The sequence below is a fragment of the Cobetia sp. ICG0124 genome (assembly GCF_004006355.1).
Classification (GTDB): Bacteria; Pseudomonadota; Gammaproteobacteria; order Pseudomonadales; family Halomonadaceae; genus Cobetia; species Cobetia marina.
In genome coordinates this window covers 1176962-1190867 of record NZ_CP024893.1, presented here as the reverse complement: position 1 = coordinate 1190867, position 13906 = coordinate 1176962, and the positions used below count along the sequence as shown (strand labels likewise).

General features: G+C 63.9%; 13 protein-coding genes. 5 read left to right on the top strand and 8 right to left on the bottom strand.

Features of this window, described 5'->3' with window-relative positions; all coding sequences use genetic code 11:
* The first annotated feature begins 13 nt into the window (after positions 1 to 13).
* Positions 14 to 1426 (top strand): nucleotide 5'-monophosphate nucleosidase PpnN, encoded by a 1413-nt coding sequence (gene ppnN, locus CU110_RS05520; RefSeq protein WP_077374140.1) that lies wholly within the window; start codon positions 14 to 16, stop codon positions 1424 to 1426.
* Here ppnN and CU110_RS05515 read toward each other — a convergent pair.
* The 3 genes from CU110_RS05515 to CU110_RS05505 all read right to left on the bottom strand — a co-directional run bounded on the left by CU110_RS05515 (position 1408) and on the right by CU110_RS05505 (position 4541).
* Entirely contained in the window at positions 1408 to 1821 is a 414-nt protein-coding gene (locus CU110_RS05515) for a hypothetical protein (protein ID WP_127734825.1), read from the bottom strand. The genes ppnN and CU110_RS05515 overlap by 19 nt on opposite strands.
* A gap of 87 nt (positions 1822 to 1908) precedes the next feature.
* The gene (locus tag CU110_RS05510) at positions 1909 to 2370 is read right to left on the bottom strand and encodes a flavodoxin domain-containing protein (protein WP_077374146.1); all 462 of its coding nucleotides are present in this window, start codon (positions 2368 to 2370) and stop codon (positions 1909 to 1911) included.
* Between the two features lie 149 nt (positions 2371 to 2519).
* Positions 2520 to 4541 (bottom strand): TonB-dependent receptor, encoded by a 2022-nt coding sequence (locus CU110_RS05505; RefSeq protein WP_127734822.1) that lies wholly within the window; start codon positions 4539 to 4541, stop codon positions 2520 to 2522.
* A gap of 469 nt (positions 4542 to 5010) precedes the next feature.
* On the opposite strand from CU110_RS05505, the gene CU110_RS05500 reads away from it, so the two are divergent.
* Positions 5011 to 5919: a LysR family transcriptional regulator gene (locus tag CU110_RS05500; protein ID WP_077374153.1), complete on the top strand. Its 909-nt coding sequence runs from the start codon at positions 5011 to 5013 to the stop codon at positions 5917 to 5919.
* A 252-nt stretch (positions 5920 to 6171) separates the two neighbouring features.
* Positions 6172 to 6603 carry a secondary thiamine-phosphate synthase enzyme YjbQ gene (locus tag CU110_RS05495; protein WP_084208226.1) on the top strand — a complete coding sequence of 144 codons (432 nt, stop codon included), beginning with the start codon at positions 6172 to 6174 and terminating at the stop codon, positions 6601 to 6603.
* A 58-nt stretch (positions 6604 to 6661) separates the two neighbouring features.
* Here CU110_RS05495 and CU110_RS05490 read toward each other — a convergent pair whose 3' ends face one another.
* From CU110_RS05490 to CU110_RS05480, 3 genes are read right to left on the bottom strand one after another with little or no spacing between them, the layout of a single operon-like run.
* Positions 6662 to 7135 carry a phosphate-starvation-inducible PsiE family protein gene (locus tag CU110_RS05490; RefSeq protein WP_084208225.1) on the bottom strand — a complete coding sequence of 158 codons (474 nt, stop codon included), beginning with the start codon at positions 7133 to 7135 and terminating at the stop codon, positions 6662 to 6664.
* A 54-nt stretch (positions 7136 to 7189) separates the two neighbouring features.
* The gene (gene hda, locus CU110_RS05485; protein ID WP_084208224.1) at positions 7190 to 7888 is read right to left on the bottom strand and encodes a DnaA regulatory inactivator Hda; all 699 of its coding nucleotides are present in this window, start codon (positions 7886 to 7888) and stop codon (positions 7190 to 7192) included.
* Positions 7889 to 7925: 37 nt separating this feature from the next.
* The gene (locus tag CU110_RS05480) at positions 7926 to 9035 is read right to left on the bottom strand and encodes an AI-2E family transporter (protein WP_127734819.1); all 1110 of its coding nucleotides are present in this window, start codon (positions 9033 to 9035) and stop codon (positions 7926 to 7928) included.
* Positions 9036 to 9123: 88 nt separating this feature from the next.
* Here CU110_RS05480 and purM point away from each other — a divergent pair, with 88 nt between their 5' ends.
* Positions 9124 to 10206 (top strand): phosphoribosylformylglycinamidine cyclo-ligase, encoded by a 1083-nt coding sequence (gene purM / locus CU110_RS05475; protein WP_077374169.1) that lies wholly within the window; start codon positions 9124 to 9126, stop codon positions 10204 to 10206.
* A complete protein-coding gene (gene purN, locus CU110_RS05470; RefSeq protein WP_084208222.1) occupies positions 10203 to 10979 on the top strand; it encodes a phosphoribosylglycinamide formyltransferase in 777 nt (258 codons plus the stop codon). Before purM ends, purN begins: the two co-directional genes overlap by 4 nt.
* Before the next feature lie 151 nt (positions 10980 to 11130).
* Here the strand turns inward: purN and CU110_RS05465 are convergent, their stop codons facing one another.
* The gene (locus tag CU110_RS05465; protein WP_084208221.1) at positions 11131 to 13122 is read right to left on the bottom strand and encodes an autotransporter domain-containing protein; all 1992 of its coding nucleotides are present in this window, start codon (positions 13120 to 13122) and stop codon (positions 11131 to 11133) included.
* A 129-nt stretch (positions 13123 to 13251) separates the two neighbouring features.
* Positions 13252 to 13818, bottom strand: a complete 567-nt coding sequence (gene dcd, locus CU110_RS05460; protein WP_043334107.1) for a dCTP deaminase — start codon at positions 13816 to 13818, stop codon at positions 13252 to 13254.
* Positions 13819 to 13906: the final 88 nt, after the last annotated feature.

The window sequence follows — 13906 nt, the reverse complement described above, 5'->3', positions numbered from 1 at the left end:
AAGGAAGACGGTCATGAACTCTGTCACCAGTGAAGCTACCACCTACTCCCGCGATGCCAGCTCGACGCTGGTCTCCACCATCATCTCACCGGAAGGCAGCCTGGAAGTTCTCTCCCAGGATGAGGTCAATCGCCTGCGCGACACCTCCTCCAATGGCCTGCATGACATCCTGCGCCGCTGCGCGCTGGCGGTGCTCAACTGCGGCAGCCAGACCGATGACAGCGTCTCGGTGCTCAATGCCTACAAGGACTTCGAGATCGAGGTGCTGCAGCAGGATCGTGGCATCCGTCTGAAGCTCGACAATGCGCCGGGCGATGCCTTCGTGGATGGCAAGATGATCCGCGGCATTCGTGAGCACCTCTCGAGCGTGCTGCGCGATATCGTCTACGTGGCCAACGAGATCCAGAACACGCCCCGCTTCGATCTCTCCACCACCGAAGGCACCACCAACGCGGTGTTCCATATCCTGCGCAACGCCGGTGCCCTGAAGTCCTCGCGTGAACCGAGCCTCGTCACCTGCTGGGGTGGCCACTCGATCAATCGCGAGGAATACGAGTACACCAAGGACGTGGGCTATCACCTCGGCCTGCGCGAACTCGACATCTGCACCGGCTGTGGTCCCGGCGCGATGAAGGGCCCGATGAAGGGGGCCAACGTCGCGCATGCCAAGCAGCGTCGCAAGCAGGGCCGTTATCTGGGCATCTCGGAGCCGGGCATCATCGCCGCCGAGTCACCCAACCCGATCGTCAATGAACTGATCATCATGCCGGACATCGAGAAGCGCCTTGAGGCCTTCGTGCGGACCGCGCATGGCATCATCGTCTTCCCGGGCGGCGTGGGCACCGCGGAAGAGATTCTCTACCTGCTGGGTATCCTGCTGCATCCGGAAAACGAAGGCCTGCCGTTCCCGGTCATCTTCACCGGCCCGGCCTCCAGCGCCGACTACTTCCAGCAGATCGACGAGTTCATCACCTATACGCTGGGTGAGGAAGCGCGCTCGCGCTATACCATCATCATCGACAATCCGGTCGAGGTGGCGCGCACCATGCGAGGCGGCATCGATGACGTCGCGGAGTTCCGTCGTCAGCATCACGACGCCTTCTACTACAACTGGCGTCTGCATATCGCCCCGCACTTCCAACAGCCCTTCGCGCCGACCCACGCCAACATGTCGAGCCTGGCGCTGCATCGCAACCAGCCGGTGCATGAGCTGGCCGCCAACCTGCGTCGTGCCTTCTCGGGCATCGTCGCCGGCAACGTCAAGAAGGAAGGCATCGAGGAGATCGAGCGCGATGGGCCCTTCCGCCTGACCGCCGAAGCCGAGCTGATGGAGCGTCTCGACGCCCTGCTCACCTCCTTCGTGGCCCAGGGCCGCATGAAGCTGCCGGGCAGCGACTACGAGCCCTGCTACACGCTGTGCAAGTGACGATGCATCCACAGACTGATGACATGCGCCACCAGCCCCAGTGTCAGGCCATCGACCAGCACTTCCAGCGCCCCTTCCCTGGGGCGGTCAAGCATCGGCGCGGCGAAGTTGAAGGCTGCCATCGCCGCCAGGCCCACCACCAGCCACACGAACACGCGACGCATCAGCCTCGGCACTTCGCCCTGGGCGACATCGGAAAGCTGGCGATAGATGTAGACCCCCAGCGCCGCGACGGCCACGGCAAAGCCACTGATCAGCATCAGGCGCGTGGTATCACCGCTGAGCAGAAAACGCGGAATGTTGGCGACCATCACGATGGCGAGGCCCGCCAGCACGGAGACACGTTGCGGTGTCAGGTTGCGGGCGCGCGGATGATCAGGATTGAGTTTCGGCATGTGCAGCAGTCTCGAGGAAAGGTCGGGCAACGTGGAAATCGAACACGATGAAGAAGTCGGACGCCGGGCACGCCCGGCGTGACGGGATCAGGCGGTCGCCGGCAGCGTCGGAATCCAGCTCTCGACCCACGGCAGGGCCGCGTCATCCGCCATGAAGGTCTCCATGGCATCGATCTCGAGGCGCTCGCCGTGGCGCGTGGCGCCCAGATCCGCCAGGCGCTCGTCCAGCTGACGCCCGGCACCGCAGTAGGTCTCGCCGTAGGAGCTGTCGCCGAGAGCGATCAGACCATAACGCAGCCAGTCCAGCGCCGGTGACTGGGCCGAGAGCGCATTGAGGAAGCCGCTCAGGTTGCCCGGCACATCGCCACTGCCGGTGGTGGAGGTGACGAACAGCGCCAGATCCGGGCGTGTCTCCGTCAAGTCTTCCAGTGTCGGCTGGTCAAGCACTTCCACCGTATAGCCTGCCTGCTCGAACAGCGGTTGCACCTGCTCGGCCACATCCAGTGAGCCGCCATACATCGTGCCGACAAAAATCTTCAGAAGCGCCATGCATCCTTCCTTATTCGTACGATCACCCGCCACGGGCGGGAACGTGAGTGCGGTGCGAAGAGTCGTGCAGCGGCTCTCCGACATTTGGTCGCGATGGTAGCACAGCCTGCCCGCGGGACGCAGGCCGGCCGGGGCCCAGCACCTTTTGATCAGAAGCGATACGCCGCCGACAGACGCACGTCACGCCCCGGACTGGTGATGGCGCCCGGCGTGATGCCACGTGGGCTGTTGGTTTCCAGATAGAAGGTGTTCTGGTCGGAGTATTCCTTGTCGAACAGGTTGTAGATACCGGCCGTCAGAGTCAGGTCCGGCATGTCACCCGGCACCCAGCTGGCGTAGAGGTCATGCGTGGCGTAACCGGCACGCTCGCTCTGGTCATCCGGCAGGTCGGTAAGGCGCTCGTAGGCGGTCACGGTCCAGCCGAGAGTCAGCTGCGGGTCGGCGAAGGTGTAACGGTTGTCCAGGCTCCAGCGGTCTCCGGTCTGGTTGCCCAGCCCCATGTCATCCACCACGGTCTCGCCCTGGTTGTCTTCCAGGTCCATGGTCAGGTAGCCCAGCGTCATGTCCCAGCCGCCCAGTCCGTAGGTGGCTCGCGCCTCGACACCCTTGCTGGTGACGATACCTTCCATGTTGGTGATGGTGGTCACGTCACCCGCCGACCCTTCGGTGATGTAGTTGTCGAAGTGGGTATCGAAGTAGGTGACTTCCAGTCCGGCACGGTCACGCTGGGTGAGGATGCCCTCGCCTTTCCAGCGGGCACCGACCTCGGTGCTGCGCGAGGTCTCGGCCTCGAGACCCGGCTCGACCACCAGCGTCTCGCCCGGGCCGACGCCCCCGTCGATCAACAGGGCTTCGCGGCCCTTGTTGCCACGCACGGCCGTGGCATAGCCGGTGAACAGCTCGACACCCCCGCCGACACGCCAGTTGAGGCTCGCGTTGGGGCTGACATCGGTGTCATCCAGCGTCTCGCCATTTGCGTATTCGGTCCGGTAGTCATCGACCCGGGCACCGAAGGACAGATCCACCGCGCCGAGCGTCATGCGGTGCTGGGCGTAGAGCGCGATGTTGCGCGCCGTCTCGTCGAAGCCAGCGGTGCTGGATTCATCCTCGACGTAATCACTGCCCAGGGTCAGACGGTTGTTCATCGCCTCGGGGCCGAAGCGGAAGGTGTTGTTGAGATCCCCCCCGACACTCTCGACCTTGGCATTCGAGCTGGCGCCGGTAGCGAGGGACGTGCGGTCCACTTCCGTACTGGAGTGGAAGACATTGGCGTGCACATCCACCAGCCGCGAGCCCGGTGCGAAATCGTAGTTGGCGGTATAGGTGTCACGGCTCAGCTCGGTATCGACCTTGGCGTTGTTGAACGGCTGACACTCCATGTTGGGACGCACGCAGTAGATGCCGGTGTCCTCATTGTGCTCCGCGCTGAGTCGCAGGCTGTGCGCGCCCTGATCCAGCAGGCTGAACTTGCCGAAATAGCTGCGCTGATGACCGCCGGTGCCCTCTTCCTCATCACCGCCGCCGGTGCGGTAGTCATCGCTGTTGCGTGCGCTGGTGGTGAACAGCAGCCCCGCGTTGGGCGCCACCTCCCCATACACCGACAGCGTGCCCTTGACGGCATCTGCCGCGGATTCCGTGCTGCCCTTCACCATGCCACCGAAGCTCTGACCCGGCTTGAGCAGGTCCTGGGCATCCTTGGTCACGAACTTGATGCTGCCACCCAGCGCGTTCGGCCCGTTGTCCGCCGCCCCCGGCCCGGCCTGGACCTCGGCGCGCTTGAGCAGCTCCGGCTCGATGTTGAAGTTGGAGCTGTGGTGGAACAGGTAGCCGTTCTGGCTGGCGCCATCGATGCTGATGTTGAGGTTGGTATCTTCCAGCCCGCGCACGTAGAGCTTCTCGGAGGAGGCCGTGGTGCCGCCAACGGTGACGGAAGGCGTATCGCGGAAGATGTCCTTGAGATCACGCGCCTGATGCAGGGCAAGCTCTTCGCTGTCCACCACCGCCGTGGCCTCGAGACGATCCTCCTCGACCTGCAGTGTCTGCATCTGCAGCGGCTCGGCATTGACCGTCCCGGCACACAGCAAGGCGATGGCCGCGACCAGCGGACGAGGAGTGAAGGCCGTCGCGCGTGAAGCGCTGACGGTGTGGCGCGAAGAGAGGCAGACTGTCATGAGCGGAGCGTTCCCAAGATTAATAATAATAATGATTCTTCTTTTTTTCTCACCTGTCTGTCATCAGATACGGAACCATCTCCGGTCACTGACGTCTGAGCCGTCATGCCGCCAATGACGCCAGTCCCCCGCCGTTGCGCATTCTGCCGAGGTGTCACGTTTCACGGAGATCGGAATTGCGCAATGCGTGCGACTTTGGATGCAACAATGACGGGATGGTGATATTGTTAGCCTGCTCAGACAAGTGCAAGACCTGTCGACGTGCGCTGCGGTGCACGACTGACAGGAGCGGTTGTTGATCGATGAGCGCGTCTTTGCCCGGGGCATCCCCCCGCGGTACGAGGGGCACGGTCATCGACAGGCAATCCGTTGTGCAGCCCCTGCGCTGCGACGGGCCCGACATGGCCCGTACAAGGTGGGTGTTTCCCTGACGACACACCCCGACCCCCTGAACAACCGGACCTATTCGATGAGCGATATCGACGCCTATAACACCTTTCTGATGGTCGCGGATCTCGGCAGCCTGTCCCGTGCTGCCGAACGCCTGCGCCTGCCCAAATCCACCGTCAGCCGTCGCCTCGACGCCCTCGAGGGCCGCTTCGGCACTCGCCTGGTGGAACGCGGCCATCGCGGTATCCGCCTGTCGGAAGCGGGTGAGACTCTCTACCGCTACGCACGATCGATGGCCAACCTCGATGATGAAGCGCACCGCGCCATCGAGGATCGTCAGTCGGACCTCACCGGCACCATTCGTATCCACGCCACCCCAGCGCTGGGTCGTCACTTCCTGGGCCACGCTCTCACCAGCTTCCTGTCAGAGCATGACGGAGTCGATATCAAGCTGAAGCTGTGGCACAACGGTCGCGAGATTCTCGAGAACCAGCCGCATCTGGTCATCGGCTTCCCGCACCTCGCCGGCAGCACTCACGTCTTCCGCCCGCTGACCCAGTGGCAGCAAGCCGCCTACGCGGCCTCGCATGTCGAGCATCCCGAAGAGCTGCCGTGGGGAGAGCTGGAACCGCTGGTCTCCGGCACCTCTCTCTCGCGTCACCCGGAAGACCCGCGCCCGAATCACATCCAGTCCGATGACCTCGAAGTCCTTACCGACTACGTCGCCGATGGCCTGATTCGCGCCGTGCTGCCCATCGACTGGGTCAACTCGCTCAGCGAGCGCAACGGCCAGTCCTTCAAGCGTCTGGAATGCGACGAGATCCCGCCGGTCGAGATCGGCATGCTGCTGCCGCGCGGCCCGATCCCGACCCGCGTGCGCATGCTCGCCGACTGGCTCGCCCGCGAGATCGGCAAGACAGAACCGGAGCGCGTCACCGCCAAGGCCGCCCGTCGCACCGTCAGCGAAGCCGCCACCACTGCCGGGTGATGGCAGCGGTGCCATGCTGTCGCCCTCCTCTCGCTTGAGATGAACCAGCGCAGCACGCAGCAAAAAGGCCAGCCCTCCGGGGCTGGCCTTTTGCGTTCTGGCTTGTCATGTTTAGCATGGACTGAATCAATGACAGGCAGGGCTTCTCATGTGGCAACGCGACACTCTCACCCTCTCCGCCCGCAAGCGCGGTTTTCACCTCATCAGTGACGAGGTGGAGCAGGCATTGGCCGAAATGCCGCAGGTACTTTTATGTGGCAACGCGACACTCTCATCCTCTCCGCCCGCAAGCGCGGTTTTCACCTCATCAGTGACGAGGTGGAGCAGGCGTTGGCCAAAATGCCGCCGGTCAGTATCGGCCTGCTGCATGTGCAGCTGTTGCACACCTCCGCCTCGCTGACCCTCAACGAGAATGCCGACCCCGACGTGCGTCAGGACATGGACGCCTTCCTGCGCCGCCTGGTGCCCGGCAACCTGCCCTACTTCCGCCACACGCTGGAAGGCGATGACGACATGCCCGCCCACGTACTCGCCAGCCTGCTCGGCACCCAGCTCACGCTACCCGTCGAAGCCCGCCGCGGCGTCAATCGCCTCACCCTCGGCACCTGGCAAGGCATCTGGCTCGGCGAACACCGCGACCACGGTGGCAGCCGCAGGCTGTATTTGACGTTGAGTGGGGAATGAAAAAAGGCCGCGAGTGATCGCGGCCTTTTTTGTTGTCAGGAGCTACTAAAATACGGGCTTATCGCGTCGAGTCCTCGTCCCCTACCGTGCCGCCCATCGGGTCGATGGCTTTGCTGGAGGGGTATTTGTAGGAGGCGAAGCGTACGGCGAGTACCGAGAGGGCGAGGAAGAAGATGCCGCCGCAGAGGTAGAGCAGGCCGATATCGGGGGCCTTGTGGTGGGAGACATCACCGATGAGGTAGCGCGTCAGCGCGGTGATGGCGATGTAGAGCAGAAAGCGGATCGGCAGGTGGTTGGTCTTGAAGTAGATGCCGACCATCGCGCCGAGTTCGAGATAGATGAACAGCAGCAGGATATCATCGACGCTCGCCGAGCCCTTGGCGAACATCTCGAAGAAGGCCGACACCGAGGCAATGGCGATGGCTCCGCCGATGGCGAACAGCCCCAGATAATGAAAGCCCTCGACCAGGAAGTTGCCGATCGAGTTGGCTTGTTCGTGCATGCGTTCCCGGTGCTTGTCTAGCCGCTTCATGCCTTGTGTCCTCGAAGAGGGATGATGAGAAAGAGGCAGCAAGAACGGTGCCACCTACCAGCCGAGGGTCTGCTTGACGAAGGGAATGGTGAGCTTGCGCTGGGCGGAGAGCGAGGCGTTGTCGAGCTCGATCATCGCGGCGAACAGGCCCGGCAGGCTGCGCGGCCCGCGATGCAGGATGTAGCGGGCGACTTCATCGGGCAGCGCGAGGCCGTGGTCCTTGGCGCGCAGCTTGAGCGCCTCGAGGCGCTGGGCGTCATCCAGCCCGGAGAGGTGGAAGGTGACGCCCCAGGAGAGGCGTGAGGCCAGATCCGGCAGGGTGACGGGAAGCAGGCGCGGCGCACAGCTGGCGCTGACCAGCAGGTGGCGGCCACTGTCACGCAGGCGGTTGTAGAGGTGGAACAGCGCCTCTTCCCAGCGCTTGCGGCCGATCACGCTCTCGAGGTCGTCGATGGCGACCAGATCCATCTCGTCCAACCCCTCCAGCATGTGCGGCGGGAAGTGGCCAATCTCCTTGAGCGGCAGGTAGAAGGCACGCTTGCCCTGCTCTCCCGCCAGATGGCATGCCGCCTGCAACAGATGGCTACGCCCACTCTGCTCACCGCCCCATAGATAGACGAAGGGCTCCCCGCCGTCAGCAAGCTGCCCCTTGAGGGCCTCTGCCAGCGAGGTGGAGGTGAAGTGGTAGTTGTCGAAGGTCGCGGCGTCGCGTACCCCGACGCCGAGTGCCATCTGTCCCTGTGTCATTGCCATCCGTCATGCTGGTTGTTGTTGCCGTGATCTCTCTCGATCACTGGGTATCCTCTGCCGCCGAAGACGCGGGTGGCTCACTGGCGGCCACGGGGCGAGAATCACGCTGTTGATCATATAAAGTACTGTTTTTATAGCGATCATGCAGATAACGCAAGAGCACCATGATCACGGCGGCTACCGGCAGCGCCAGCAGAATGCCCGTGAACCCGAACAGCTGCCCGCCGGCCATGACGGCAAAGATGACCGCCACGGGGTGCAGGCCAATCTTGTCGCCCAGCAGCAGGGGTTGCAACACCACGCCTTCCAGCAGCTGTCCCAGCGCGAAGACACCGCCCACCGCCAGCAGCGCCCACCACTCGCCGAACTGGAAGAAGGCCACCGTCGCCGCGATCAACACCCCGACGATGACCCCCAGATACGGCACGATACTCGCAAGCCCCGCCACCAGCCCGATGAGCAGCGCGAACTTGAGGCCGATGATGGCAAGGCCGATGGCATAGACGATGCCCAGACTCAGCATCACCAGCAGCTGCCCGCGCAGGAAGGCCCCCAGTACCTCGTCGCAGTCATGGGCCAGCCGCGTGGCGGTCGGCTCCATGTGGCGCGGCAGGAGCCCCTGCAGCTTCTCCTTCATGCGGTCCCAGTCGAGCAGCAGATAGAAGGTGACGACGGGAATCAGCGCCAGGTTGCCCAGCCAGATGGCCATGGCGAGCCCGGATTTGGAGACGGTGCCCAGGAAGGCGGCGGCGAAGGTACCGGTTTCCTTCCAGTTGCCCAGCAGCAGCGAGCGCACCTGATCGAAATCGGCGCTGAAATCCATGCCGGTGAAGGCCTGCACTTCCGGCAGGATCGTCTCGCGTATCCAGTTGAAGACCATCGGCATGAAGCTGATCAACTGCGCCAGCTGACGCCCGAGCAGCGGCACCAGAATGAGCAGCGCGATCAGCAGCACCACCGAGAGCACGCTGAACACCAGGCTGACGGCCAGTCGGCGCGACAGGCCCTTCTCTTCCAGCCAGTCGGCCAGCGGGTCGCCCAGATAGGCGAGAATCATGCCGATGAAGAACGGCATCAGAATCGGCTCCAGCAGAACCAGCAACCCGAGCAGGGCCACGCCTGCGGCCAGCAACCACCATTTACGCTGCATCATCACTCCTTGAGACAAGCTGTGTGGCCCTTTCTTTCCCCCGATCGATCGTGTCTCACCGCTCAGGCCGCACCGACAGGAACCTCACATGACGCAACGCCCCCAGGACTCCTCGCCCAGCAAGACTTCCTTGAGCTACAAGGATGCAGGTGTCGATATCGATGCAGGCAACGCCCTCGTGGAACGCATCAAGGGTGTCGCCAAGCGCACTCACCGCCCGGAAGTGATGGGTGGTCTGGGTGGCTTCGGCGCCCTGTGCGAACTGCCGCAAGGCTATCGCCAGCCCGTGCTGGTCACCGGTACCGATGGCGTGGGCACCAAGCTGCGCCTGGCCATGGACCTCAACCGTCACGACACCATCGGCATCGATCTGGTCGCCATGTGCGTCAATGATCTGGTGGTCGCCGGCGCCGAGCCGCTGCAGTTCCTCGACTACTATGCCACCGGCAAGCTGGACGTCGACATCGCCGCTGACGTCGTCACCGGGATCGGCGAAGGCTGCCTGCAGTCCGGCTGTGCACTGGTCGGCGGCGAGACGGCCGAGATGCCGGGCATGTACGAAGGCAGTGACTACGATCTGGCCGGCTTCTGCGTCGGTGTGGTCGAGAAGTCCGAAATCCTCGACGGCAAGAAGGTCGGCGAAGGCGACGTGATTCTGGGTCTGGCTTCCTCCGGCCCGCACTCCAACGGCTACTCGCTGATCCGCAAGATTCTCGAAGTCGCCGATGCCTCGCTGCTGGAGCAGCAGATCGACGGCCAGCCGCTGGCTGACGCCCTGATGGCGCCGACACGCATCTACGTCAAGCCGCTGCTGTCCCTGCTCAAGGAAAGCGATGTCAGCGTGCATGCCATGTCCCACATCACCGGTGGTGGCCTGCTCGAGAACATCCCGCGCGTGCTGCCGCATGATTGCACCGCCGAGATCGACGTCGCCAGCTGGAAGCGTCCGGCCGTGTTCGACTGGCTGCAGCAGCAGGGCAATGTCGAGGAGCACGAGATGCACCGCGTGCTCAACTGTGGCGTCGGCATGGTCGTCGTCGTGGCCGCGGCGGATGCCGATGCCGCGCGCGCTCACCTGGAAGCCCAGGGCGAGACGGTCTTCACCCTCGGCGCCATCCGTGCACGCAAGGGCGAAGAAGAACAGGTCCAGCTTGAGAATCTGTCCGCATGATCGAACCGACTACCAACGCCTCCAACGGTGACACTCTCGGCGGCTTCGGCAACGGTTTCGAGGCGGATGACACGCCGGTACGCCCACGCGTCGTGGTACTGATCTCCGGCAGCGGCAGCAACCTGCAGGCGCTGCTGGAGGCTCAGGAGCACGATGAGCTGGGCGGCGACGTGGTCGCGGTGATTTCCAACAAGGCCGATGCCTACGGCCTGGTGCGTGCGCGCGAAGCGGGCGTGGATGCCGTGGTGCTGCCGCATGACGAGTACGAGAATCGCGAGCACTACGATGGCGCCCTGATCAAGGTGATCGAACGCCACGAGCCGGACCTCATCGTGCTGGCCGGCTTCATGCGCATCCTGTCGCCGATCTTCGTGCAGCGCTTCTTCGGCCGACTGATGAACATCCATCCGTCACTGCTGCCGGCCTGGCCGGGCCTTGATACCCATCGCAAGGTTCTGGAAGCTGGCGAGAAGGAACACGGCGCCAGCGTGCACTTCGTCACCGAAGAGCTCGACGGTGGCCCGGTGGCGATCCAGGCCGTCGCCAACGTGCTGGAAGGTGATGACGAAGCCAGCCTCAAGGAACGCGTGCACACGCGTGAGCATCTGATCTACCCGATCGCGGTGCGCTGGTTCCTCGAAGGCCGCCTGAAGCTCGACGGCGAAGTGGCCAAGCTCGACGGCCATGACCTGCCGGTGGGCGGTCTGCGCCTCTCCCACGCCGATGTGGAAGAAGAGCTCAGCGATGAGCTGCCGGAAGGCGAAGAAGACTGATCCGCACTGCCTGCCTTGCTGACAAGGCAGGCTGAACTGACAGCGAACTGACGACAGACAGCGAGCTGAAAACAGAAGACCCCGCGACATGCCAATGTCACGGGGTCTTCTTGTCTCTCACGCTTCCCTTCTCTCTCGGCGGCTTGCGCTTCTAGAAGGTATAACTCACGCCCACCTCGCCGCGCGCCGTCACCTCATCCCATGTCTCGAACCCTGCCCCCAGATGCAGCATGGCATTGCGGCCCAGTTGCATGCGCCAGCCGCCATCGACACGCAGGTAGTTGTCACTGCCGCGATCGAGATCCTCGGCGCTGTAGGCGTTGGTCGGCAGGCTCGCCAGACGCACCTCGGCGCTCTCGGCGTCGTCATCGAGACGCTTGCCGTAGGCCAGCTCCCCGTAGAGGCCGAAGCCATCCGCGACGGCGCGATCGACCATGAAGCCCAGCTCGACACGCCGATCGCGCAGCGTCTGATCCGAGACGCTCAGGGCATTGGCGGCGGAGCCGGATTCGGTGTAGCCATCGAGGTCGGACTCGGTGTGGCGATAGGCCACGAAGGGCGCGTTGTACCACAGCGAATCGGCGGCGGTGAGGCGATAATCGAGACGCGCCTCGGCGCTGAAGCCATCGCCATCCGTCTCACCGGACAGGGTGCGCGATGACTGGCCCAGCGCGACATGGCGGTCGAGGTCGTACTCGAAGTCACCGTAGCTGGCCACTGCCTGCATGCCAACTCTGCCCAGCTGCTGACGGGCGAACAGACTGAATACCTGACCTTCCAATTCAAGCTCACTGCCGTCGTCGACATCGAAGTCCGCATGGCGCTGACTGACCGCCACCCCGCCCCAGGCGCGGCCGAGCGCGTTGTCCAGCGGCAGCATCACGCCGACACCCGCGCCGCGCTGTTCGCTGTCAACGCCTTGCTGGCCGGTGGAGCTCTCGCCATCGCCGGTGCCGCCAGTGGCCGAGCCGATGGCGAACACACGCACGCCCGTCTCCCCTCCCGCCTGCGGATGCTGCGCCCCGGGGCGCAATTCATCGGCGAGGCTGCGCTGACTGGCATTGAGCGCCCCCGTGCCCAGCTGCGGCGCCAACCCCAGTACCGAGGGCGCGGCGAGCATCGCATAGGCGTAGTCGGCGAGAATCTCCTGGCCGGCGGTGGTCGGGTGCACCCCGTCATTGAACAGCAGGGAGTCCGGGTCTTCTGCAGCTCCGCCCAGCCCATAGGGCGTGACGTTGCAGCTGTCCGAGAAGCACACCTGGGTCAGCGGCACGTCGCTGGCAAAGCCGAACTCGGCCGGCGATGCCAGTACCTCCTCGAGAATGCCGACGGTGTCGAGCCGGATGATGTTGACCTGACCATCCAGCGCCGCCAAGCGCTCACCCAGCGCGTCATTGAAGACGCCCACCAGCGCGGAGGTCCCCGCCGCCTGCGCGGCACCCGCCGACTGACCGGCCGGCGTGCTGCCGACATCCGGCAGGTTGGAGACCATGATGGTAGTCGCCCCCGCCGCCGCCAGTGCCTCCACCGCCGCGGCCAGATTGCCGGCGGAGGCGACCGCCGTGGCCGGTGAGGTGATCACGCCCTGCAGGAAGTCATTGCCACCGCCATTGACGTAATAGAGCGCGTCCGGGTCGGCACTGCCGCCGGTGCTGACCAGATAGCCATCCTCGACCCTGAGCACCGTACCACCGCCCGGGCTGCCCGCGGGGATGACCACCTCGGAGCCATCTTCATCTGTCACCGAGGCCAGAATCTGCGCCGTGGTATAGCCGCCCACGGCGTAGTTGGTGCCGTCACTGAAGCCGGCCAATTGATAGATCACCGAGGTGGAAGGCTCAGCGGCAAGCCCAAGCTCCGTGGCCAGCAACTGGGTCGAGACGCTGCCATAGGGCGAGTTCTCGTAATCCGGCCCGCTGCGGTTGGTGAATCGCAGGCTGTTGAGGCCGCCCAGGGTGGTATCGGGGAACTGCCCGGAATCGCTCAGGCTGTCGCCGAAGAGATAGATGTCGGAATAGGCCTGCGCGGGAGTCGCCAGCAGCGTGGTGCTGATGGCGAGCGCGAGACTGCTCAGAGTGAAACGTCGGACCAGACCGCTGGCGCTGGTCGGAGGGAATACAGCGCGATGTGAACGCGATGGCATGGCGTGCCCCTTGCTTGTGGGAGGTATCCGTCCTGCAGCCACTCTGGGGGTGGCCTGCAGACAAGCATAGGCAATAAAACAAGTGATTGAATCGATTGTTTCGTTCAACTTCCGACTAATGCTGGTGCCTCAGGTACGCGGCAGTGTCACGCCACGCTGGCCCTGGTACTTGCCACCGCGATCCTTGTAGCTGGTCTCGCAGACTTCGTCGGACTCGAGGAACAGCATCTGCGCCACGCCTTCGTTGGCGTAGATGCGCGCCGGCAGGTTGGTGGTGTTGGAGAACTCGAGGGTGACGTGCCCTTCCCACTCCGGCTCCAGCGGCGTCACGTTGACGATGATGCCACAGCGCGCATAGGTGGACTTGCCCAGGCAGATGGTCAGCACGTTACGCGGAATGCGGAAGTACTCGATGGTACGGGCCAGCGCGAAGGAGTTGGGCGGAATCACGCAGGAATCGCCTTTCACGTCCACGAAGCTCTTCTCGTCGAAGTGCTTGGGGTCCACCGTCGCCGAATGGATGTTGGTGAAGACCTTGAACTCATCCGAGCAGCGCACGTCGTAGCCGTAGCTGGAGGTGCCGTAGGAAATCACACGGCGCTCATCGTGAAAGCGCACCTGATCGGGCTCAAAGGGTTCGATCATGTCGTGGCTTTCGGCCATGCGACGGATCCACTTGTCGGATTTGATGCTCATCGAGCGTACCTGACTGACTGATGGGGGAGAGACGCGTGAGCGCCATGAAACGCGGGCCAGCATGATACCGGCCCGCTGCGCCGCTGGA

Coding starts and splice junctions, on each gene's coding strand:
- purN (WP_084208222.1), top strand. CDS start 10,203: ATGATCGAACCGACTACCAACGCCTCCAACGGTGACACTCTCGGCGGC.
- CU110_RS05510 (WP_077374146.1), bottom strand. CDS start 2,370: ATGGCGCTTCTGAAGATTTTTGTCGGCACGATGTATGGCGGCTCACTG.
- CU110_RS05500 (WP_077374153.1), top strand. CDS start 5,011: ATGAGCGATATCGACGCCTATAACACCTTTCTGATGGTCGCGGATCTC.
- CU110_RS05495 (WP_084208226.1), top strand. CDS start 6,172: ATGTGGCAACGCGACACTCTCATCCTCTCCGCCCGCAAGCGCGGTTTT.
- purM (WP_077374169.1), top strand. CDS start 9,124: ATGACGCAACGCCCCCAGGACTCCTCGCCCAGCAAGACTTCCTTGAGC.
- dcd (WP_043334107.1), bottom strand. CDS start 13,818: ATGAGCATCAAATCCGACAAGTGGATCCGTCGCATGGCCGAAAGCCAC.
- CU110_RS05480 (WP_127734819.1), bottom strand. CDS start 9,035: ATGCAGCGTAAATGGTGGTTGCTGGCCGCAGGCGTGGCCCTGCTCGGG.
- ppnN (WP_077374140.1), top strand. CDS start 14: ATGAACTCTGTCACCAGTGAAGCTACCACCTACTCCCGCGATGCCAGC.
- CU110_RS05465 (WP_084208221.1), bottom strand. CDS start 13,122: ATGCCATCGCGTTCACATCGCGCTGTATTCCCTCCGACCAGCGCCAGC.
- hda (WP_084208224.1), bottom strand. CDS start 7,888: ATGGCAATGACACAGGGACAGATGGCACTCGGCGTCGGGGTACGCGAC.
- CU110_RS05490 (WP_084208225.1), bottom strand. CDS start 7,135: ATGAAGCGGCTAGACAAGCACCGGGAACGCATGCACGAACAAGCCAAC.
- CU110_RS05505 (WP_127734822.1), bottom strand. CDS start 4,541: ATGACAGTCTGCCTCTCTTCGCGCCACACCGTCAGCGCTTCACGCGCG.
- CU110_RS05515 (WP_127734825.1), bottom strand. CDS start 1,821: ATGCCGAAACTCAATCCTGATCATCCGCGCGCCCGCAACCTGACACCG.